14 protein-coding genes and 1 pseudogene are annotated in these 21,102 nt (G+C 70.1%); 8 read left to right on the top strand and 7 right to left on the bottom strand.

Annotation, left to right across the window (positions count from 1 at the left end):
• Window positions 1-342 precede the first annotated feature (342 nt).
• On the top strand, window positions 343-2,196 hold the full coding sequence (locus ETD85_RS09270) for an AfsR/SARP family transcriptional regulator (RefSeq protein ID WP_138689213.1): 1,854 nt from the start codon (window positions 343-345) through the stop codon (window positions 2,194-2,196).
• On the opposite strand, the gene ETD85_RS67450 is transcribed toward ETD85_RS09270, so the two are convergent.
• The 3 genes from ETD85_RS67450 to ETD85_RS09285 all read right to left on the bottom strand — a co-directional run bounded on the left by ETD85_RS67450 (window position 2,088) and on the right by ETD85_RS09285 (window position 7,365).
• Window positions 2,088-2,777 carry a JmjC domain-containing protein gene (locus tag ETD85_RS67450; RefSeq protein WP_138689261.1) on the bottom strand — a complete coding sequence of 230 codons (690 nt, stop codon included), beginning with the start codon at window positions 2,775-2,777 and terminating at the stop codon, window positions 2,088-2,090. The genes ETD85_RS09270 and ETD85_RS67450 overlap by 109 nt on opposite strands.
• Before the next feature lie 152 nt (window positions 2,778-2,929).
• Window positions 2,930-4,252 carry a lanthionine synthetase C family protein gene (locus ETD85_RS09280; protein WP_170246588.1) on the bottom strand — a complete coding sequence of 441 codons (1,323 nt, stop codon included), beginning with the start codon at window positions 4,250-4,252 and terminating at the stop codon, window positions 2,930-2,932.
• A 35-nt stretch (window positions 4,253-4,287) separates the two neighbouring features.
• Complete coding sequence (locus ETD85_RS09285; RefSeq protein ID WP_138689215.1) at window positions 4,288-7,365, bottom strand: lantibiotic dehydratase; 3,078 nt, start codon at window positions 7,363-7,365, stop codon at window positions 4,288-4,290.
• Window positions 7,366-7,896: 531 nt separating this feature from the next.
• Here ETD85_RS09285 and ETD85_RS09290 point away from each other — a divergent pair.
• Both ETD85_RS09290 and ETD85_RS09295 read left to right on the top strand, forming a co-directional pair.
• The gene (locus tag ETD85_RS09290) at window positions 7,897-9,843 is read left to right on the top strand and encodes an ABC transporter ATP-binding protein (protein WP_240779054.1); all 1,947 of its coding nucleotides are present in this window, start codon (window positions 7,897-7,899) and stop codon (window positions 9,841-9,843) included.
• Window positions 9,844-10,706: 863 nt separating this feature from the next.
• Window positions 10,707-11,354, top strand: coding sequence for a TetR/AcrR family transcriptional regulator (locus ETD85_RS09295; RefSeq protein WP_138689217.1), 648 nt, complete (start codon window positions 10,707-10,709; stop codon window positions 11,352-11,354).
• 467 nt (window positions 11,355-11,821) lie between these two features.
• On the opposite strand, the gene ETD85_RS09300 is transcribed toward ETD85_RS09295, so the two are convergent.
• Window positions 11,822-13,048 (bottom strand): hypothetical protein, encoded by a 1,227-nt coding sequence (locus tag ETD85_RS09300; protein WP_138689218.1) that lies wholly within the window; start codon window positions 13,046-13,048, stop codon window positions 11,822-11,824.
• Between the two features lie 496 nt (window positions 13,049-13,544).
• Here ETD85_RS09300 and ETD85_RS09305 point away from each other — a divergent pair, with 496 nt between their 5' ends.
• Together ETD85_RS09305 and ETD85_RS09310 are read left to right on the top strand one after the other, a co-directional pair.
• Window positions 13,545-14,057 carry an RNA polymerase sigma factor gene (locus ETD85_RS09305; protein WP_138689219.1) on the top strand — a complete coding sequence of 171 codons (513 nt, stop codon included), beginning with the start codon at window positions 13,545-13,547 and terminating at the stop codon, window positions 14,055-14,057.
• Window positions 14,054-15,121, top strand: coding sequence for a CU044_5270 family protein (locus tag ETD85_RS09310; RefSeq protein WP_138689220.1), 1,068 nt, complete (start codon window positions 14,054-14,056; stop codon window positions 15,119-15,121). Before ETD85_RS09305 ends, ETD85_RS09310 begins: the two co-directional genes overlap by 4 nt.
• A gap of 55 nt (window positions 15,122-15,176) precedes the next feature.
• On the opposite strand, the pseudogene ETD85_RS09315 reads toward ETD85_RS09310, so the two are convergent.
• Window positions 15,177-15,440: pseudogene (locus ETD85_RS09315) on the bottom strand (DUF6461 domain-containing protein); the annotation flags it as partial.
• Between the two features lie 129 nt (window positions 15,441-15,569).
• On the opposite strand from ETD85_RS09315, the gene ETD85_RS09320 reads away from it, so the two are divergent.
• The 3 genes from ETD85_RS09320 (at window position 15,570) to ETD85_RS09330 (ending at window position 17,511) form a co-directional block, all read left to right on the top strand.
• Window positions 15,570-16,145 carry an RNA polymerase sigma factor gene (locus ETD85_RS09320; RefSeq protein ID WP_138689222.1) on the top strand — a complete coding sequence of 192 codons (576 nt, stop codon included), beginning with the start codon at window positions 15,570-15,572 and terminating at the stop codon, window positions 16,143-16,145.
• Between the two features lie 2 nt (window positions 16,146-16,147).
• On the top strand, window positions 16,148-17,191 hold the full coding sequence (locus ETD85_RS09325; protein ID WP_240779055.1) for a CU044_5270 family protein: 1,044 nt from the start codon (window positions 16,148-16,150) through the stop codon (window positions 17,189-17,191).
• 113 nt (window positions 17,192-17,304) lie between these two features.
• Complete coding sequence (locus ETD85_RS09330) at window positions 17,305-17,511, top strand: hypothetical protein (protein WP_138689224.1); 207 nt, start codon at window positions 17,305-17,307, stop codon at window positions 17,509-17,511.
• 645 nt (window positions 17,512-18,156) lie between these two features.
• Here the strand turns inward: ETD85_RS09330 and ETD85_RS09335 are convergent.
• Both ETD85_RS09335 and ETD85_RS09340 read right to left on the bottom strand, forming a co-directional pair.
• Window positions 18,157-20,712 (bottom strand): FtsX-like permease family protein, encoded by a 2,556-nt coding sequence (locus ETD85_RS09335; protein ID WP_138689225.1) that lies wholly within the window; start codon window positions 20,710-20,712, stop codon window positions 18,157-18,159.
• The gene (locus tag ETD85_RS09340) at window positions 20,709-21,002 is read right to left on the bottom strand and encodes a P-loop NTPase family protein (RefSeq protein WP_138689226.1); all 294 of its coding nucleotides are present in this window, start codon (window positions 21,000-21,002) and stop codon (window positions 20,709-20,711) included. Before ETD85_RS09340 ends, ETD85_RS09335 begins: the two co-directional genes overlap by 4 nt.
• Window positions 21,003-21,102: the final 100 nt, after the last annotated feature.

Genomic DNA, 21,102 nt, shown 5'->3' on the forward strand with positions numbered 1-21,102 from the left:
TCCCACCTCCCATAATCGCACTGTCGCGTCGACGGAGCCGGTGACTGCAAACCGGACGGCCCTTCAGGATCATGCACTCCACCGCGCCCCCGGGCCGGCGTGGCCAACCAGCGGAGGGCCGACCTGCCTGCCGGTGGCCAGATCCCCACAGCCGCACCTTCACATCGCCATAGACGCTCGCCGCAACCGCCGTCTCCTTGATGATCTTTTCGCCAGTTAGCGCCTGGATGCTGCCACCCTCAGTGTTTCGGGATTGCCGGGCCGGCATGCCCGCTACCGTGCGGGATCATTCCGCCGCCATCCTGGCGGGCACCGCGAGAGCAGCGACGATAAGGGGACGCAGTGTCGCAGGTCCAGATGCGCCTGGGTGTGCTTGGACCGCTGGAGGTGGAGATCGAGGGCAGGCAGGTGTCCTTGCCTGCGGGCAAGCACCGTGTTCTGCTCGCTGCTCTCCTGCTGCGGGGCAACCTCACCGTCCGTAGGGACGAATTGATCGACTACGTGTGGGACGGCGCGCCGCCGCCCGGCGCGCGCGGCGCCGTGCAGACCTACATGGCCCGGTTGCGAGCCGCCCTCCAGCCGGCCTGCGTGATCGTCACCCGGTCCGACGGCTACCTCATCGAGATGCCCGAAACCGCCCTGGACCTGCACCGCTTCCGGGAACTCGGCGCCCGGGCCGAGACGGCCGCGGCGCAGGACCGGGCCGCGGAGTCCGCCCTGCTCCAGCAGGCCCTGGAGCTGTGGCGGGGGCCCGCCCTCGCCGACGTGCCGTCCGAGACTCTGCGCACGCTGGCTGCGATCCCGCTCGCCGAGGAACGGCTGGCGACGCTGGAGCGCCGTATCGAGGCGGACCTCACCCTCGGCAGACACCGGCAGGTGCTCGCTGAACTGCGGACGCTCACCGCCGAACACCCGCTGCACGAGCGCTTCTGGGGGCAACTGGTCATGGCGCTGCACGGCAGCGGACGACAGGCCGAGGCCTTGGAGGCGTTTCGCGGGCTCCGCCGGCTGCTGCACGACGAACTCGGCATCGAGCCGGGCGAGGACCTGCAGGCCCTGCACCGTCAGGTGCTCAACGGCGCGCCGGCCCTCCCCAGCCGGCCGCGCCATGCTTCTCCGCTCGTTTCCCGGCCTGGTGTGTGGCGCGCCAGCTGCCATCTGCCGCCGGACGTCGGCGCCTATGCTGGACGCGCGGAGCTGATCGCGGAGGCCACGGTCCTGCTAGCGGGCGCCGGCCGCACTGCGGTGCCCGTTCTGGCGGTGTGCGGCGCGCCCGGGACCGGGAAGACGGCCCTGGCCCTCAGGATCGCGCATCAGATCCGGTACGCCTTCCTGGACGGCCAGTGGTTCGTCCGGCTGCGTGATGCTGAAGGCAAGCCGCGCGATCCCTCCGGCGTGCTCGCCGAGGTGCTCCTCGCGGCCGGGGTGGACCGGGCGTCCGTCCCCGGCGACTTGGCGGCGCGGGCGGCCCGGCTGCGCGCCGAGCTGGCCGGCCGCTCGTTGCTTTTGGTGCTGGACGACGCCGCCGATGCGGCTCAGATCAGGCCGTTGCTGCCCGGTGTCGCGGGTTGCGCGGTGATCGTCACCAGCCGGACCGACCTACGCGGCCTCGCCGCGCTGCACGACGCCCGCGTCGTCACGCTGGAGCCGCTGCGGCGCGCGGAGTCGGTGCGGCTGCTCGCGGAACTCGTCCCGGGCGGGGAGGCCGGCGACGAGGGCAGGCGAGCGGAGATCGCCGGGCTCTGCGACGACCTGCCGCTGGCGATCAGGTTGGCCGCGGCCAATCTGATCGGCCGCTCCCCTGCCGAGGCGAGCCGCTATCTGGCCCGGCTGCGTTCGGGCGACCGGCTCGGCATGCTGGCGGTGGCGGGCGACGCCGAGGCGTCGATGCGGGCCGCTTACGACCGCTCCTACCTGGCGCTGCCGCCTGCTGCCCGCCAGCTCTTCCGCCTTCTCGCGCCGGTGCCGGGCGACATCTCGCTGGAGGCCGCGGCGGGGCTGCTGGCTGTGCCGGCCCGGGAGGCCGAGCCACTGCTCGCCACGCTGACCGCCGCGCACCTCGTGCGGCAAGCCGGCGCCGGCGACCGCTACCGGCTCGACCCGCTGCCGCGGCTGTATGCCGCCGAGCGGCTGGCCGCGGAGGAGGCCCCGTTCCCCCGGGCGACCGCCACGGAGCGGCGGCTGGTTTGCCCATGACCCACAGACCGAGGACGCCCTGACGTGGCGGCCCGGCGTGCGCCTGCGCGAGATGTCGCGGCACGCCGTCGCCGCGACGGACGCTTCTGCGTCACGGCAGGCCGCCGGCGGCGTGGATCCTGCGCAGCGCCCCCAGAGGGCCTCGATCCTGCCTTTCCGCCCGACCGGCAGGTGCTCCTGCCAGTGAAGGCTGCGCTGACCTGCGCAGCCCAGGCCTGTACGACCTCGCGCAGCCGCGGCGGATTCACCATGACGGACAGGTGCAGGGAACCCTGCGACCCGGCCCGCGCCCGATGCCCCATGCCCAGCGGCACGTACAGTCCCTCACCTGCGCGCAGTTCGACCTCCTTCGTGACGGCGTCCTCACTGGGGATCTCGGCGAGGTCCCAGTCGTCGCCGGCCGGCACGTCGTAGAGCGTCCAGCGCTTGCTCCCCTCCGCCTGGATGACGAATACGTGGGTGCCGCCCCGGTGGGCCCGCGTGCCAAAGTGGTCGGGAGAAGTCAAGAACGCGACGGTCTGGACGCGCGCCGCCAGCTCCTTGGTCCGATGTCGTGAAGCGGAGCACGCTCCGCCCCCAATCGAGACGCTCGGCCTCCTCCGGCTTGGCGAACAGCCATGCCCACGCCGATGCGATGGCCTCCACCTCGACGTCCTCCATCCGGTGCCCTTTCACAATGTCGCCCAGCGGGCGTCTTGTGTCGGTCACAAGTCTGTTCCGTCCGCGCTGCCGCTCACCGCACCAGCAGGGCCGCGTCCCAGCCGCTTTCCGCCGGCCGGTCGCCTGCGTACGCGTGCAGCGCTAGCGCGATCCCCGCGGCCCCCTCGAGGAAGCCGGGCAGGTCGACGGTCTCCCCAGCGTGCAGGGTTGCCCCCCGGAATCCGAACGGGGCTTGCGGGTCATAGAGGTCGAGCGCCCGATCCGCGAGCCGGTCTGCGGTGCCGGCCAACTCTGCGTCGTCTGCGTCGCGGGCCACCATGCGGGTCAAGTGGAGCAGGCCCGCCCACCCGTGACACAACCCCGCGTCCTGCGGACCATGCCGCTCGTCCGGCAGCGTTAGGGTGCCACGCAACGCTTCCACGGCGAATCGGTGCCATTCCGGCCGGTCCAGCGCCATTCCGGCCAGTTGCAGGGCGCGCGCCGCACCGGGAACGCCGTAGCACCATGCCGAGCGACCGCGAGACAGGTCGGCAGGGCAGACGGCGAGTTCCTCGCGCTGCACAAAGCTGGGCCAGTACGCGCCCCCCTCATCGATGCGGTGCCAGTCGAGCATCCAGTCGACGATCCGCACCATGGCCTCATCGTGCCCGGGCACGCGCACGCCCTCCTGCCACGCGAGGGCCAGCAGCGCAAGCGGTCCCGGCACTCCGTGAGCGAGCCCCAGGTTGCCGTGCCCGCCGTACCCGTCCACCGACTCGCTGTTCGGTGTATGCGACACCCACCAGCCCGGCAGCGCCGCGTGCTCTCCCGCGAAAGGCTTGGTCAGGGCGACGAGGTAGGAGAGGATTTCCACCAGGGTCAAGCGGGCGGCCGGGGCGGGCCGGTCGAGGAGGTAGCGCCCCACGCCCGTCACGCCGCTGATGATGTCGTAGGCCACGAACGGCGTGCCTGCTCGGCCGGCTTCGATGCGCTCCCATTCGGGGCGCAGCTGCGCCGGAACCCAGGCCGCGAGATGCTCGTCGACCGACTTGAGGATCTTGGCGTACTCGCCGGGGCGGCGTCTGGCACGCGAGGCAGCGAAGGCAAGGGCCACGTAGCCGGTGTAGAGCCCGGAGGCATGCGCCTGAGCCACCTCTGCGGCGGCATGCGTCAGGTATTCGTGCGCGACCCATCGGTAGGCGATGTCGGTGTGCGCTAGCTCGCCGTACAGCAGGGCTAAGGCCGGATATCCGTCGGTGATGGACGTTGGGTGCCAGATCGGCATGCGTGTCCCGTCCGGCAGTGGACGCGTGTTGTCCCGGGCCGTCGCGTGCTCGGCGACGAAGCTCGGGTCGGCGAGTCGTTCGGCGAGTTCGGCCACGGCCGCGGCGGCCCTGGCTCGTGTCCCGGCGTCCACGCCACCTCGTGGGCGGGCCGATTGCTCGGTGTGTGTCATGCCATGAATCTCTTCCGTGAGAGGGCCGCTTCCACGACGCCGCGGGCGATGGCCAGCGTCCGTGGCTCGGTGGTGGGCCGGACGCCGATGAGCCGGTTGTGGTGCATGTGCAGGAGCCCGCTGACCACGGCGGATCGCGTGTCGCTGAGCGGCTCCGCAGCCTCCTCCCGGATGGCGCTTCCGTAGGTTTCGAGGGCGGGCCTGCGTGCCCGCCAGATTTCCAGGAGCTCGGCGCCGCCCTTCCGGGCCGCCAGCGCGGGCCAGTCACCGTCCGGGTCGATGAGCCGGATCGCCTCCTGGCGCTTGTCCCGGAACGCGGCGTGGTGATCTCCCTTTGGCAGGAAGGACAGCAGCCACTGCTGCCAGTCGGGGTCGCCGAGGCTGCGTAGGATGTCTATGTAGTTGGCCGCCACCAGGAGTTCCGCGTCGATGTCCAGGTCGCGCTCGCGTAGGCGGAGTTGGGCCAGGACCGCGGCGCTGTCGGCGGCGAATACTCCTTCGGCGGACTCGATGGTCTCCGCGCCACCGTACCTGGCGACCTCGGGCTCGTAGACGTCGAGCGCGAGGCGCGAGGCAAGCCCAGCGTGGCACAGCGTTTCGGCCCAGTCACGCAGGGCGGGCAGCAGGCGCGCATTCACCTCATGTGGATCCCCGTGGAAGCGGAGCCGAAGGTGCGGGTCGGGATCCTGGTAGCGGATGAAGAACCAGCGGTCCACCGAGGGGGGCAGGTCCGTGAGCAGATCGGGCAGATGCCGTCCCAGGAGCTCGTCCTGTCTTGCGCGGGTGCTGTACAGCTTCGCGTAGAGCCATTCGCCGCCTGGTAGATAGCGCGGGCGCGGTGCCTTGCCGCGCGGCATGTGCCTGGGGGGCCGTGCGGCGCCGTTCACGAGCGTCAGGGGGACGACGAGCTCGTTGGCGTGCCCGTCCAGCCATCCTGTCTCCTCGGGCGTGCCGGACGGCTCGCGCACCGTTACCTCGGGGTGGCGTGACAGCTCGTCCCGGAGCAGCCTGCGGTGCAGGGGTATGGTTAGGTGGAGTTCTACCCGGTGATCACCCATCGCCACCTGTACCCGGTCGGGCACCCGCCACCGTGCCCGCCAGGCGTCCAGCGCTGTGGACCACTCGTCGTCACTCAGATTCCGGTCACGCATGCGAGTGTCGGCCCGCCAGCGGGCCGGGGCGAGCACCGTGCGACCGTAACGGACTCTCGGCAGCCAGGGAAGTGCCTCGGCAGCGCCCCATGACCAGCCGTGCAGGTGGCGATGTCCACCGTCGGCGATCTCCCGGATGAGGCGGACCGCGTTGGCGCTCAGCCGCGTAGCGTCCAGCATGTGCGGTGAGACGGCTGTGATCTCCCGGCCGTGCGGGGCGGAGACCAGGAACAGCCCGTGGCCGTCCGCCCCGACCAGGAGGTCGCCCGCGCCAAGCACGCGCGGATCCGACCGCTCGGCGAAGGTGCCCACGGCGAGGGTGTGGTCGCACACCACGGGCACCTGCGCGACGTTGGCCACGCGTGGTGCGACCGGCTGGAAGATCAACTGAGCCCGGACCGGCCGATCGCCTCCGGGGGTGACGGGGGCCATCGGATAGCTTCCCTCAGGGAACAGGTAGGCGAAGCGCCCGAAGAAGGACCCGGCCATCGAGGAGCCGCCCGAGGGCACGAGCGCTAGCTGGAATTCGCCTCCATCGAGGGCTTCTGCGGAGTTGGCGAGGACCTGCACGCACAGCTCCGCGGACTCAGTCGGAGGCAGATGGGACTCTTGGTCGCCGGCGAGCCGGGCCACCAGCTCATCGTTCAGCACGACCTCGGCCGACCCGTCCAGCAACGCTTGTTGTGCCAGCTCGGCAAGCAGTTCGTCGTTCGGGTTCCAGCGTTCGGGAGCCGGCTTCGACGGCCGTTCGCTTTCCGGGACCGTGTATCCGGAGGGGAAGCCGAGACCGCGTTCGGGGTCGACGAGCTCGATAAGGGGGATCAGTTGGTCGGTGCCATAGCGTTCGAGGAATGCTGTGTGATACTCCGTCACGTGCGGCGGGAGCTCCCCGAGGGTGGACATGCGCTGCAGCGCCGTTGCCGCCGCAGCCACCTCGTCGGCCACTTTCCTGGGCAGCCTCACGTCGGCGTCCAAGCGCATGTCCACGTGGATCGGTGACGTGTCCGCTGGCCGCAGTGCGCGCATCGCGGCGATGGCCGCGCGCCACGCGAGGCGGCCCTCCCCCGGCGGGCACTCGGTATAGCGGGTCAGCGCCGCGGCGATCTCACGTAGCTGGACTGCCTCCTCGAGACCGTCCACGGCAGCGACCCGGTCGAGCACGTAGGCCAGCGGGTCGGCGCTGCTCAGCGGCGGGCGAAGGTCGGTGAGCAGCACCTCGTGCTCTACGAGCTGGCCAATCATGGCCTCGATGGCGTCTGCCGACGCCCGGAGGAAGGCCGCCTTCAGCCGGTCGAGCAGGTCGGCGTACGGGACGGGCTGCGTGGCCCACTCCATCGCCAGGCGCACCGGTCCGCTGTAGCGGATCGACAGTTCTTTGGTGCTCCTTCCGCCGTCCGGGCCGCGACGTCGTACGTAGGGCAGCACCAGCCGGTCGCCGCGAACGGCGCAGAGGTCGTTGGCGACCACACGCAGCCGCCTGCGCACACGCGGATCGCGTTCCCAGTCGGCGAGCAGCGTGGCGAGCCAGCCGGCGTCTGGACGTACCCCCTTGGCATGGGTACCGCCCAGGCGCACCTTGGTCGTGTCGCCGAAGCCGGCCAAGGCCACGCCGGCGAGCAGGCCGAAGGGTGTGGGGCGGCTGGCCATCCGCAGCAGGTAACGCGCTGTCGCCATGACCGCGCGCCGCCGCTTGGCCGCCTCAACCGGCCGTCCGGCCTCGATCCGGCTGAGGGTGCCAGCCAGCGAGTCACTGGACACCTCCAGGGCCTCGCGCAGCAGCGAGTCACGCAGGGCCTCCTCCAAGAAGGTTTTGCCCTCCTCGTCGTCCGCATCCGCGCGGACCCTGGTAACCCATGCGACGGGCGCCGCCGGAACGCGCAGCAAGGCGGCGCCCGTGGCTGCGAAGCGCGGCTTGTCATTCATGCGAGCTCCCCCGGATATGAACCGAACGCGGCCACCCTAGCCAGCCATGTCATGCCCGTCACCGCCCTGACAGGGCGCGTGATCGGCGCGTAAGCGGCGCGCACTCGCCGCGTAAGCGCACTGCGGGATGGTAGTGGCGGTCGCCCTCCGTGCATGGAGGGCGACCGTTTCGCATGCCGTCCTGGGCGCGCAGGATACGGCCAAGCCCGAACGAGAATAAGGAGCGACATGTCGCCGATGACATTGTCCGATGAGGACCTGTTTGATCTAGACCTCGAGGTGGTGTCCGCGGATGGGCGGTCCGACACCACTCAGTACGCCTCGGGGGGCGGGTATGTGTGCAGCCCGGGATTCAGCACCGCCTGCTACACCTCTCGGTGCCCCACCAACGGCTGTACATACAGCAACCGCGCCAATTGCTGCATGAGGCCCGTGTAAGGCCGAACGGTCGCCTCTGACCGGAGGGACGCCTCCGTCCCTCCGGTCGTGTCATGTCCCGATCCTGAGGGGAGGCCGAGACGCGTGGAAGGCATGCGGCCGAACTCCCGTTCCGGCCGGCACCGCGCCGACGGCCGGGTGCACATCCCGGAGGTCGACCCGCTGTTCGGCAGCGGCATCAGAATGACCGCCGGCTGGGCGCAGCACGACGGGGCCGGAGCTGATCTCGGCTTCTGGACGCTGCTGTGGCGGTTGCCGCGCCTGATGCGGATCAGTTTCGGGCTGGCGTGGCACGCGGGCCACCTGTTGCTGCCCGTGGCCATCGCCGCGAAGCTGCTCGCGGGCGCGGCCACCGGCGTGGTGCTGCTGGCCACCAACGAGGCCCTGGCGCTGCTCCTGGCTGGCACGCCCACCGTCGAACGGCTCGTGGACGCCCTCCCCGTCCTGCTCGCCGTGGCTGCCGGCGGGGTGGCGCGCAGCCTGCTGTCCTCGCTGGGCGACGCGACGAACGGCAAACTCGCCCCCCGCATCGACCGAGCCGCGACCGTCAAGCTGCTCGAACGGGCCGTGCGGGTGGAACTCGTCATCATCAAGAACGCCGAGTTCCGCAATCTGATGTCGGCCGCGGCGCGCGGCGCGCTGTCGGCCCGGATGGTCACCACGTACGCGATCGCGCTGGTGGAGGCGGTGACCGGGCTGGTCGCCGCGGCCGGGGTGCTGACCGTGCTGCACCCGATGCTGATGCCGCTGATGGCGGCCGTCACGGTTCCGTCAGCCTGGGGCGCGGTCCGCATGGCGCGGGCCCGGTTCACCTCCATGAAGCGGTGGACGGAGCTGCAGCGGCAGCTCGAGACCCTGTCCGAGTTGCTGATCGGGGCCTCGCCCGCGGAGGAGGTGCGCGCCCATCGGGCGGACGGCTTCCTGCTCCATCACTACCAGCGGCTGGCCCGGCTGTCGGAGGCGGAGCAGGCCCGACTCGCCGGCCTGGAGGCACGCACGACGCTGTTGTCCGATGGCGTCGCCGGTCTGGCCAAGCTCGGCATGTACGGGGTGCTGGGCGCTCTACTCGTCTCCGGTTCGGTGCGGCTGGCCGTCGCCGGGACGGTCCTGATCGCCATCCGCACCGGCACGCACCATCTCACCTCGCTGGTGTCCGCGGTGAACGACCTGTACGAGCAGGGCCTGTTCGTCCAGGACTGGAAGCAGGCGTGCGACCGGGCCGAGGCGGAGGCGATACGCGGCGGGGCGTTCGAGCTCACCGCACCGCCCGACCAGATCTCCGTCCGGGACCTGTGGTTCACCTACCCGAACAACGAGCAGCCCTCGCTCGCCGGGGTCGACATGACCATCCGCAGAGGGGAGATCGTCGCCCTGGTAGGTGAGAACGGCTCGGGCAAGACGACGCTGGCCAAGGTGCTGGTCGGCCTGTACATGCCGCAGGCCGGCGCGGTCTGGTGGGACGGCCGCACCACCGCCGAGGTGGACCGTGCCAGCCTCTACGACCACGTCGCCCTCGTCGCGCAGGACTTCGTGGAGTGGCCGTTCACCGCCCGGGTCAACGTGACGATCGGCCGCGCGACGCGCCGACCCGATGCCGATGCGCTGGACGCCTCGGCCGCATTCGGCCGGGCCGATGAGGTGGTGGCGCGCCTCGACGCCGGCTGGGACACGTTGCTGGCGCCCGAGTTCCTGGGCGGCACCATGTTGTCCGGCGGACAGTGGCAGCGCATCGGACTGGCCCGCGCGCACTACCGCGACGCGGCTGTGGTGATCTTCGACGAGCCCACGGCCGCACTGGACCCCCGCGCGGAGGTCGCGGTGTTCGAGCGGGTCAGTGATCTGGCCCAGGAGGGCCGGGCCGTCGTCCTCGTCACCCACCGGCTGGCGTCCGTGCGCCGCGCGGACCGCATCTACGTCCTGGAGCGCGGGAAGGTGATCGAGCAGGGCACGCACGCGACTCTCATGGCGCTGAACGGCCGCTACGCCGAGCTGTACACCCTACAGGCCAGCCAGCACCAGGATCCGGTGTCTCCAGCATGATCCTGGACGACCGTCCTTGGCCGCCGTACGGGCGACACCGGCGCAGTTCGCATCGCCGGTGACGACTCAGGATCTGGTTCATGGCCGAAGCGCTCATGTCCGACTCCTATCTGGTCGGCGCGGCACACGGTGGCCAGGCAGATCCCGAACCGGGTGCCAACTGCCGCAACCATCGTGGGCATCTGGACAGCTCCCGCCGCCGGCGGAGCGTAAGGTCACCACGCTTATGGGCCGTCCCAGCACGGCGGCATCGATATGGAGATCGTCGGAGGCAAGGCCGTGGGGTCACCGTGGGCAGCACTGGCGTCTCTGAGATATCGCTCTCGGGCGGGCGGCCAAGCTGCTGCCCGGCTCGGCGGAGCACACCCTGATCGAATGGCCGTGGGCCGGTGCAGCGCGCCCCACCGACGTCCGGTCACACGAGACCGCCTTCCGCGACCTGCTCAGCCTCGAGACCGGAGGGTTTTTCGCGTGGACAGGTCCTCTACGACCTTCCACCGGACGCGCAGGCACTTCGGGCCTCAGCCGCCCCCGGGGGAACACGGCTCAGTCCGGTCGACCGTGGCGCCGATCAGTTATCGCCACCGAGGACTGTTCAGCTCCCGAATCAACGACACACAGGTGAAAGTGGCGAACCTACGCCACATCGGCCGATAAACGCTTGGACGCATGCCCCTGAACACCTCACCCGGCACAGATGGAATCAACCACAGGAAGGTCTTCGTCCCACTCCCCCAGATACTCCCGTCGGATACGAGGTGGCGGCCGCAGGTCCACGACAAATGCCAAGAAATCGGACCTGTCTCGACCAGCTGGTCAGACTCATGAGTCTGCTTTGGCGGGCTGTCGCGTATGCTGACGCCATGAGTGCAGCCGTCGCGGCCCGTGGCCGGATCGACAAGCGGCAGGCGATCCTCAACGCCGCGTTCGCCGTCTTCGCCCGTTCGGGATACGCCCAGGCCGGCGTGGACATGATCGCGGCGGAGGCCGGGGTGGCCAAGGCCACCGTGTACAGCCATTTCGGCGACAAGGAGACCTTGCTTCGTGAGGCCATCGCCGCCTCCGCCGACCGGGCGCTGTCCGACAATCTGGCCGCGGTCGACCGGCTCACCGATCGTGGTCACGACCTCGGCGCCACCCTCGAAGGCGTCGGCCTGCGCCTGCTCCAGTGCTACTGCGACGACCGATCCTGGGCGCTGCGCCGGCTGCTGTCCGCTGAGATCAACCAGTTCCCCGACCTGCTCGACATCATCCACACACGCGCCGCCGACCGGATCACCGAAGCCCTGGCCGACCGGCTTGCGCGACTCACCGTCACCGGACACCTGCACACCCCCGATCCGCTCCTGGCCGCCGAGCAGTTCTTCGCCTTGCTGACCGGTCCGATGGACAGACGGGCGCGCCTCGGCACTCGCCACGTCCCCGTCGCCGAGCTGCGCGGTCTCTCGCGTGCCGCGGTCCACACCTTCCTGCAGGCGTTCACGGTCGCCGGCTCGCGGCCTGGTGAGTGAGCATGCCGCGAAGCTGCGCGGCAGAGTCGGAGCCGGCCGGAGGGACCCTCGATCTTCCCCGGCTTCGATCTCTGACCCGGCGTAGTACGGCGTTGCACGACACGCCTGACGGCGTGGCGATCTCGTGGTCCAGCCAACCAGCGCCGGCATTCGCGGCCGGCATCGGAGCCGGGGCCCAAACGTCTGGGCGATCACTTCACGCTCGAACCTGTTAGCGGGAGGATCCGCGTAACGGTTGGCCGTCTTGAGCCCGAGCTCGGCGCGCGGGCCTGGCAGGGCCTCGCTTCGGTGATGGTGGGCCGGCGCGGTGCGTGTCCCCCGTACGGCCACAACGTCACGTCTTCTCCCCGGCAGGCCGTCAAAGTCATCTCGACCACGTCCGCGGCGCCCTGCGACGAGTCGCGGCGGCACACGCATACGCTGTGACCCGGCCCTGTGCCGGGCGGCCTGGGCCCTGTCCCGGATCGTCAGCCCTTCAGCCGGCCCGCCACCCGCTTCGCCAGGTCTCGCATGCTTTCGCACTGCTCGCCGGCATTAACGCTGGCCGCGGGCAGCTCGGGATCGGTCATGGAGAAGATCGCCACGAACCGGCCTTGACGGATCACCAGCGCGCCTGCCGGTCGCGCGTATTTCCTGGTCACGCAGTAGGCGTTCGCGGCCAATGCGGCCTTCAACGGCTTTCCCGCCTCAGCTCGCCGGCCGATGGCCATCGCGTGGTCGGCGGCGGCATCGGCGGTGTAGCTGGTGATGGCCATCGTGAGTGTGTGCCGGTCGACCGCGTCCTCGCCGCTGAACCTCTTGCATTCGGTGTAGGTGTAAGCGTATTCCATGGGGTCGGCGATGCCCGTCCCTCCGCTGCTGAAGTCCGTACGGCCAACCGCCGAGCCGAATATCTCCTCCACGAACGGCGCCGGCGGCTGGCCGAAGTGCGTGTGGAAGTCCTCGGCCCGGAGCGCGGCGCAAGGTGAAGCAGGCTCAGAGGTGAGCAGCGGGCTGTCGTAGATGACGGCCGGGGTCCCTGTGGGACTGAGCGACACTCTCCTCAGATTTCTGGCGACCGTAGTCAGCACGGCCTGTTCAAGCCGGCTGGCATCGGCGCCGCGGGGCAGCATCATCGTCAGCCGCGCCGCCGTCTTGCCCAGCCGTAGCCCGTATCTGAGATAGACGGTTGCTTCGTCCATCCCGTAGGTATTGCCTTGTCGTACCGAGACATCTGCGATGGCGGGCCGGGTGCGGTATCGCTTGAATTCGTACACCATCGCCGAGGGCGTCGTGTACGCCTCCTGGAATACCTCGATCTCCACGTGCCCCTTCGGCTCGATCAGGTATCGACAGGAATTGGGCGGGGTGACCGGGAAGAAGAGCTGACTGCCCTTGTCCACATCCCCACGGCCCTGGCCGTCGAAAACGGAGCGATGGTAGGCGGCTCCCAGCGGGTTGGGAATGAGGAGCAGCCCATGGTTTTTCAGCTCAGCGAGGGTCAGGAGCGCGCAGGCCGGGATCACCGGCGTGCCGCCGTATCGCAGGGGCACCGGGCTTGCTCGTTCCACCAGCGGCGCGGGGTCGGCTATCCCGTCGGAAATGTCGCGGTAGCCCTTACGGGGGACCGTCCGTAGCTTGGTGTCATCCGTGCTGGCCTCCTGCGATTTCGTGGTGGACGGAGCCACCAGCCGCCACCCGGTGTATCCCTTCACCAGGACGCCTGCGACGATGCCGAGAGCGATGACGAGGACGGCCGCCAGCCCTGCGGCGATGAGCCATGCTGCCAGCCCGCTGCGCCGTCGGCGCCTCGGTGGTCCGCCAGGGAACGGGGGCGGTGGGGGGTACGCTCCTCGCGGGCGCGGACCGTTGGGCCGGTGTGCCACGTCATTGCCTACATTCGATGATCAACGCTGCCGGGCCGTGCTCAGAGGAGGCTGACAGCACAAGCCCCGTCGTTGCCAGCGGCAGCGCTGCCGAACAGCGCCATATTTCTGCCAGGTGGGTCGTTGGCGTTCAGGTTGCAGGCGTCATCCCCGCTCGCCGCCATGGAGGCGGTGCGATCGCATCGGCACGCCGCAGGCAACACCTACGCGACGGCGCCACCGATACGCGTACCCGTCCGCTGTCACTGCTCATAGCGACCTGCAACATTCCGTGTGGTGCCGGACACCTACCTAGGTGTCCGGCACCACACGGCAAGGAGACTCTGTGACACACCGTGACCGCTTCGAAGCGGTCTATGACACCTACTACCCGGCGATATACCGGTACGCCGCGCGCCGTGCCGGCTCCCCCGACGACGCCGCGGACGTCATCTCCGAGACGTTCCTCACCCTCTGGCGGCGCATCGGCGATGTGCCCGAAGGCGAGGAAGCACTGCTGTGGCTGTACGGCGTGGCCCGGCGCGTGCTGGCCAACCAGAAGCGTGGCGCTTCCCGCAGGGCCGTGCTCGCCGAACGGCTGCGTAGCGAACTGGCAGCCTTCCGGCCGGTCAAGCTGATCGATCTGGACCATGTCCGCACCGCGTTCGAGGAGTTGCCCGAGCGTGACCGTGAAGTCTTGGCGCTGGCCTGCTGGGAGGGCCTGACCGGCGAGCAGATCGCCAAGGTCGTGGGATGTACGGCTATCGCCGCCCGGCCCCGGCTGCATCGGGCGCGTAAACGGCTGGCGGCGGCGCTGGAGCGGCAGGCGTCCTTGACGATCGCGATGGGGGAAGCATGAGTGACATCGACAACGTGGTCAGGGCCATCGATCCGGCACCGAACGCGCCGGATCAGGGACACGGGGCGCGCCAGCTGCGTGAGGCCATCATGGCGACCCCGGTGCGTCCGCGTCGGATGACCCGGCGCCTGACGTGGCGGACCGGCTCCATGGGGCTCGCCGTAGCCGCCGCTGTGGCCGCCGCTGTGGCCGCGACAATGGCGGTCTTGGGCCGGAGCGTCCCCGCTCCCCCGCCTTCGCCTCCGGCCACCCCCGACGGCGCCTCCCTGTCGGGCGTCTCACTCTTGCTGGTCGCCGCCGCCAAGGCCGAAGCCGCCCCGGAAGGGGCCTACTGGCACCTCAAGGAGCTGTACACGAGGCGGGGGCCCTGGCCGTTCAGCAGGAACGGCATCATCTACCGCCTGGAGACCTCAAGCATCTCCGAGCGGTGGGTGGACACAGACGGCCGAGGCTGGATCGGTTACAGGCAACTGGCCGCACGCCCCCTGGACCTGGAGGCGTGGCGCCGGGACGGCTCGCCGACCGAATGGGCCATCGGCAAGGACGGCGGTGTCTACACCACCTCCCCCGGCAAGGGCACGCTCATCCGGCTCAAGAGGAAGCAGAAGCTGCACTGGAGTGCCATGCCCTTGACCTTGCAGCAGGTCCAGGCGCTGCCCGCCGACCCGGAAGCGCTGAAGAAGCGGGCCGCCGAGGCGATCCTCAGCGATCAGGATTTCGTCGGTTCGGTCGCGGACGGCCTGCCACCCACCCTGGCCGACCTCCTGTACCAGCTGCCCGCCTCCCCGCAGGTGCGCAGCGCCGCCTACCAGGCGCTGGCGACACTGCCCACGGTACGGGTCGAGGGCCCGACCACCGACCCGCTGGGGCGGCCGGGCCTCGCCGTGACCTTCCCGATCCAGAACGGCCGGTCCGCACGGACCAGACTGATCATCGACCTTGAGACCTCCAAGGTCCTGGCCGTCGATGTCATCGGCATGCCGGCGAAGAACGGCGATGGAGCCGGGGTGGTACTGGAGTCCGGCTGGACCGGCATCAAGCCATCTCCTCCCGCGGCCGAGTGATCGCCGCCGGGCCGGGCGGCCGGGTTTCGATGGGTTGCATCAAGGCCGCTGTTGCCTACTCGTGCGGCACGGGGGTGGTGATGATCCCTCCTAAAAGCGGCTCGCCTTGCACCATCTCTTGGTCGAGCAGCACTCCGGAGATGCGGCTGGCCAGTGCGAGGGCAGGCGCCACCGAGTCGGACAGGTATTGGAGGCCGGTGCCAGCCGGCTCCGGATCCAAGCCGAGTTCGCGCATGTGCTCATTCAGCGCGTCGGGTCGGGCGCCCCACCGCTCTCGGGGTGTTTGCGGGCGGAAAGCGGTACGTTCCTCGCCGTCGACGGCATGCGCGAAAGGAAACCTTGATCAGGGAAACGCGAACACTCTTGGGGCTATCGGAGAAGAAGGGACGATGGATTCGCGCGAGAGAAGGCGGCCGATGACACCCAGTGCGACGGCGAGAGCCGTGACATGACCCAAGCGACGCAACAGGCGACTGACGCCGAGCTCATCGAATGCTCCTTACAACAGCCGGACTGCTTCGCCGCACTGTTCCACCGCCACTACTCGTCGATCCACGGCTACGCCGAGCGGCGGTTGTCGCGCCCGCTGGCCGATGACATCGCCGCCGAGACGTTCCTGATCGCGTTCGACCGGCGTGACACCTATGACCTGGCCCGGCCGGACGCACGGCCTTGGCTGTACGGGATCGCCTCGAACCTGATCTCACGCCACCACCGGGCGGAGATCCGGCAGTACCGGGCGCTGGCCAGGACGGACCCGGGGGAGGTCGGTGAGGACCACGCCGAACGAGTTGCGGACTCGCTCGACGCCTCCACCGACCGTGGTCGGCTGGCGGCGGCGCTGGCCGAGTTGCCGGCCGAGGAGCGGGATGTGCTGCTGCTGGTCGCCTGGGCCGAGTTGAGCTCCGACGAGGTCGGCAGAGCGCTCGGCGTGCCCGCTGGCACGGTCCGCTCGCGGCTGCACCGGGCCCGTACGAAGATCCGCGCCGTGCTCGATTCGGCGCTCACCAGGAAGGAGCGTTGATCATGGGCGAGTACTCGCAGGCCGATCTGGAGGCACTGCGCCAGGCCTGGCCACAGCCTGCCCCGCCATCGCCTGATGCCCACGCTGCCGCCCGGGACGCACTCCTCCGGCGGGCTATGGCGGCGGCGCCTCCGCGGGCCGGTCGCGTTCGCCTGCCCAGGACGGGGCGGCGGGCCGTCACGATCGGCATGCTCGCTGCCGTGATCTCGGCGATCGCTCTGGTGCTCGACCCCGCGGAAGTCGAGGCGCCACGCTCGATCATGCCCGGCATGGGGGTGCCGGCCGCCAACGCGCAGGCCGTGCTCGGCCGGGCCGCCGAGGTCGCCGGAGACCGCGCGTTCACCGCCCCCCGCCCTGACCAGTGGGTCTACATCGAGACCCGCGTGCGGGGCGTCGGGAAGGCCGCCCGGGGCGAGGTGCAGACCCCGCGAACGCCGCTGGAGACCAGCGTGGACCGGGCATGGACCCGGGCCGACGGCAAAGAAGTAGCCCTCTTCGAGGACGGCAAGCTGGTTCGCTCGCCTACCGGCGGCGGCATGCCTCCCGTGGACTATGCCACGGTGGCGGCGCTCCCCACGGATCCCGATGCGCTGCTGGCCTGGATGTACGCCAATATGGGCGGTCTGCAAGATTCCGAGGAGGACCGGCACAACTGGGCTTACCTGCTTCTTGGCTCACTGCTGGCCCAGAACCTGGTGCCTCCGGTGCAGGAGGCGGCCGTCTACGGGGCCATGGCCAAGATCCCCGGGGTGACGGTGACCCCGGACGCCGTCGACGTCGATGGGCGGCCGGCGGTGGCGGTGGCCCGTGTCGAAGACGGCTGGGTGAGCCACGAACTGCTGCTCGACCGCTCCACCTACACCTACCTGGGCGAGCGTGCGATCGCCAGCGCCGACTACACCGCCCCGGAGCCAGGCACCCACCTGGAGGAGGGCCAGAAGATGATCAACATGGGGCCTTCCTACACGATCAAGAAGGGGACGATCATGACGCTCGCTGTCCGTCTGAACATCGGGGTCACCGATCGGCCTGGGGTGAGGCCCTGAGCCGTGGTCGCCAGCGCGGGTGGGCGCTGGCCGCGGCGTCGCTGCTGCTGGCGCTCCCCTCGGCCGCCAATCTGGCCAGTGGGCTCACCTTGATCTGGACGCCATGGCTCCCGTTGCCACTGCTCGACCTGCTGGCGCGAAGGGGACTGCTCGACGTGTGGCTGGTAGCGGATCTCCTCGCCGCCTCGGGCGCCCTGGGGGCGGCCGGGATAGCAGCGCACGTCGCGCGGGAACGGACCGCCAGCACGCTGCTGCTTGCCGCGGTTTCGGCGATCAGCCTCGCCGTCGCCATGATCGGAGGTGGCTGGCTCCCCGCATAGTACGGCGTGGCATACGCCGCGGCGCTGATGCTGCTGCGAACCTTCCGGCGGGCACGGCTCTGATCAAGTGTGAGACGACGTTTGATGTGACGACGATCGAGGGTTTGGCATCACGCTCGTGAGTATCGTCCGACAGGCACGATGCCGTTCCGCAGGTCAGCGCATGTCGCTTCCGACAACTTCGAGCGGAAAGGACGCCGGGTTCCGGTGCACTTGGCCAGGCAGGTGGTGGCCTTCGCGCAGATGTTTCTTATGCCTCACCGATTCCGGCTGGGTGTGAGGTAGTGGGGCGGGCGGTGCGGGGCGTTCCACGGGCGGCGCAGATCCTCGGCCAGGCGAGTTGGGTGTGCGCGACGATGATCAGTCAGGTCCAACGGGTCTGCGGCTTCACGCGTGCGAATGTTGGGGACGGTCCAGCGCGAGCAGCGGCCCCAGGCGCTTGGTGATCCGGCGGCGCAAGACACTACGGGCGCCCTCTGCCGCAGCCCTTTCCCGGGCTGTCTCCGCCTCGTTCCCGCACGATTCGCACCAGCCGCTCGGACCGGTTCATCCGCAGCTCAGCGAAGTTTCCACCCACAATGGATCAGCTCGCAACGCCCCATCTATACACGGAAGACGCCACTCCATCACTTTTTGCAACAATTCTTAGATCAGCCGACGGCCCACCACTCTCCGTGTCCCGGCAATTCCCCCGGCCACCAGCGCGGTCAGCAACGGCACCCCGAACGCGAACGCCGCGATGAACAGCCAGGGGATCTCGATGGTCGTGGGTCCAGGAGCGGAGGAGAGGCTCTCCATCGCGTGGAACGAGGTCTCGTAGCCCATGGGCCAGGACAGCGCGATCCCGGCGACGAGCCCGGCCACCGTGCCGACCGCGACGCCCAGCCCCGCGACGTACCCGGCGTGCCCGGCCACCACCAGCCGCCTGATGCGTGGCGGCGCGCCGGTCGCCGACATGGTGTCCAGGTCGCGCCGCATGTCGGCCGTGGCGAGCCCGGTGGCCGCGAGTGTGCCGCCGAGCACCAACATCGTGGCGATCCCCAGCAGGATGGGGAGTCCGACCTGTGTGAACGCTTCGTCAGGGCCGGTCTCAGCCCGGATCATGATCCGTTCCGCGTACGGTGTGAGATTGCGGTGCACCTGTGCGAGGTTCGCCGGATCGTGCATGGTGTACAGGCGCCGTTCCTTGGCTCGCAGGCCCAGTGAGGTCAGCGCGGCGGGAGGGATCACGGCGCCGCGCACTCTCGGGTCGGCCGGTGTCGCCAGCACGGCGGGGACCTGCTTGGGCGCAGGGCGGGGGTCGGTCGTCCCCTCAGCCGGGTCGAGTTCCACGGTTGCCATGCCGTTTTTGATTAGATCGGGGGCGAAGACCACGATCGTGCCCGCGGCCAGCGCCGTTGCGGCCTGGCCATCGGGCCGTCCCTGGATGAACGCGAGCAAGCGAGTGTCGCCGACCAGCGGTTCACTGCGTTCCCTGGAGACCTGGCAGGGGACATCGCAGTCAGGCACGAGGCGGATGGTCAGCTCACGGCCTTGGGCGTCCGTGGGGGCCTGGCCGGCGACCAGCCGAGCCCCCTTCATCTCCTTCTGGGCCGCCGTCTTGAGCTCGGCCCAGCCTTGATCGTCCAGGTCGAAGGCGCCGATCTCCACGGTGCCGGTCGGGACTTGCGCGAAGTGAGCGGCCTCGTGCCCGGCTTCGGCGCCGGTGAGGCCGATGCTGAAGGCGACGGCCATCGTGGTGACAGCCATGACCGCCGCCGCGGCGGACGCCGTACGGGATCGGTGACGAGAGGCGTCCCGAACCGACAGGCGCAGCGGGAGCGGCAGGCGGTGGGCGAGCCGGCCGGTGCGCCGCACCAGCCACGGCATGAGCGCGACCAGCCCCAGCACGACCAGCCCCACAGCCGCCACGGTCAGCGACCCGTCGCCGCGCAGGCTCAACCACGTGACGACCATCCCGAGCGCCACACAGGCCAGACCGAGTACAGGACGGCCTGCCCGATCGCGCACCGTACCCTCGCGTCCGGCCAGCACTTGGGCAGGGCTCTGGCGGGCGGCCTGCACGGCCGGCACGACGGCGGCGATCAACCCGCTGACCACGCCCAAGGCGGCCACACCGGCGACAGCCGCCCACGGAACCTCGACGGGGCCGAGCGTGCCCGTCCATTGCCCGGCCAGCGGAGCCACGGCCAGCGCTCCCCCAACGCCGAACACGGCCCCCGCCAGCGCCGCCGCGCCTCCGATTACCAGGCCATCGGCCAGCACGATGGCCCGCAGGTGCCGGCCCGAGCCGCCCTGGGCCGCGATCACGGCCAGCTCCCGGCGCCGCCGCCGCAGACCCACGGCGAATGCGGGCCCCGCCAGCAGCACCGTCTCCATGACGATGAAGACGACGGCGAGTGCGATCATGATCGGGCCGTCGCCATCCGGGATCTCATAGTGCGGATCGGAGGGCGGGTTCTCGACCACCGCTCGCGCATGGACGACCAGCCCGTGGCCGTTCAGCCGCTGGATCTGCGGCCAGTCGAGCGGCGCAGTGGCATCGACGAGCCAGCCCGTACCGCTCCCGTTACGCTTGTCCAGCAGGAGCACGCCACGGAAACCGGCCATCTCGGTGTGGGCGGGCCTGTTCGGATACGCGACCACGCCGACCACGCGCACCTGCGTCCTGCCCAGTGTCACGCTGATCGTGCCACCCAGCTTCACGCCCCGCTCAAGCAGCGCGGGCGTCACCACGACCTCATCTGGCGAAGCCGGGTACCGGCCCTGCACCAGGGGGCGCATGCCGCGCGCCATCGGGTCGCGCAGGTCCACCTCTATGGCCGACGCCTCGTCATAGCCGTCGCCGGTCAGGAATTTCACACTGCCCTTGTCGTACGGCACGATCCTGCCTTTGACGAGCGCGGCGATCTGGGCCGTTGTCCACGGCGAGTCCGCGGCCCTTTCCTCCTTCTCTGGGTGGATGCGGCGGAAGTCCTGCGCGACCCGCTGGTGGGGCTCGGTGCCGATCCGGGCGTCGGCACTACCCAGGCTGGCGGCCAGGTCCTCTCGATCGTTCACCTCGAGCGTCGCCCATCCCGTGAGCACGCCGGTGATGAGCAGCACCGGCAGGCCGATCATCACCATGATCAGCGCCGTGCGGCCTTTGAAGCGTCGCGCGCCCCTGCAGGAGATCCGCAGCGCGGCCACGAACGCGCTCACCAGGCGCCGCCCAGGGACATGGACGTCGAGCCGGCGAGTTCTCCGTCGGCCAGGAACACCACTCGGGCCGCCCACCCGGCGCACCAAGGCTCGTGGATGGCCAGCGGTACGACAGCGCCACCGTCACAGCGGGTACGCGATAGCCGCAGGATCTCCACTCCCGCGGCGGTGTCCAGCGCACCCGTCGGCTCGCCGACGGGCAGGCGCCGCTCCGGCCCCACGACTCCGGCCGCCTCGCCGCCTGAGATGTCGCGGTTCACTCTCTTGAACGCATGCACATCGCCGAACACGCGCGTCGCCTCCTCCAACCCCACCAGGGTCATGCAGGCCCGGCCGACAGGCAGAGTCCAGATTCCCATTGCTCAGCAACGCGACCAGCCGAGCTCGATC

It is taken from the genome of Nonomuraea zeae (assembly GCF_005889725.1).
Taxonomy (GTDB): Bacteria; Actinomycetota; Actinomycetes; order Streptosporangiales; family Streptosporangiaceae; genus Nonomuraea; species Nonomuraea zeae.

Coding starts and splice junctions, on each gene's coding strand:
- ETD85_RS09285 (WP_138689215.1), bottom strand. CDS start 7,365: ATGAATGACAAGCCGCGCTTCGCAGCCACGGGCGCCGCCTTGCTGCGC.
- ETD85_RS09325 (WP_240779055.1), top strand. CDS start 16,148: ATGGGCGAGTACTCGCAGGCCGATCTGGAGGCACTGCGCCAGGCCTGG.
- ETD85_RS09295 (WP_138689217.1), top strand. CDS start 10,707: ATGAGTGCAGCCGTCGCGGCCCGTGGCCGGATCGACAAGCGGCAGGCG.
- ETD85_RS09320 (WP_138689222.1), top strand. CDS start 15,570: ATGACCCAAGCGACGCAACAGGCGACTGACGCCGAGCTCATCGAATGC.
- ETD85_RS09310 (WP_138689220.1), top strand. CDS start 14,054: ATGAGTGACATCGACAACGTGGTCAGGGCCATCGATCCGGCACCGAAC.
- ETD85_RS09290 (WP_240779054.1), top strand. CDS start 7,897: ATGCGGCCGAACTCCCGTTCCGGCCGGCACCGCGCCGACGGCCGGGTG.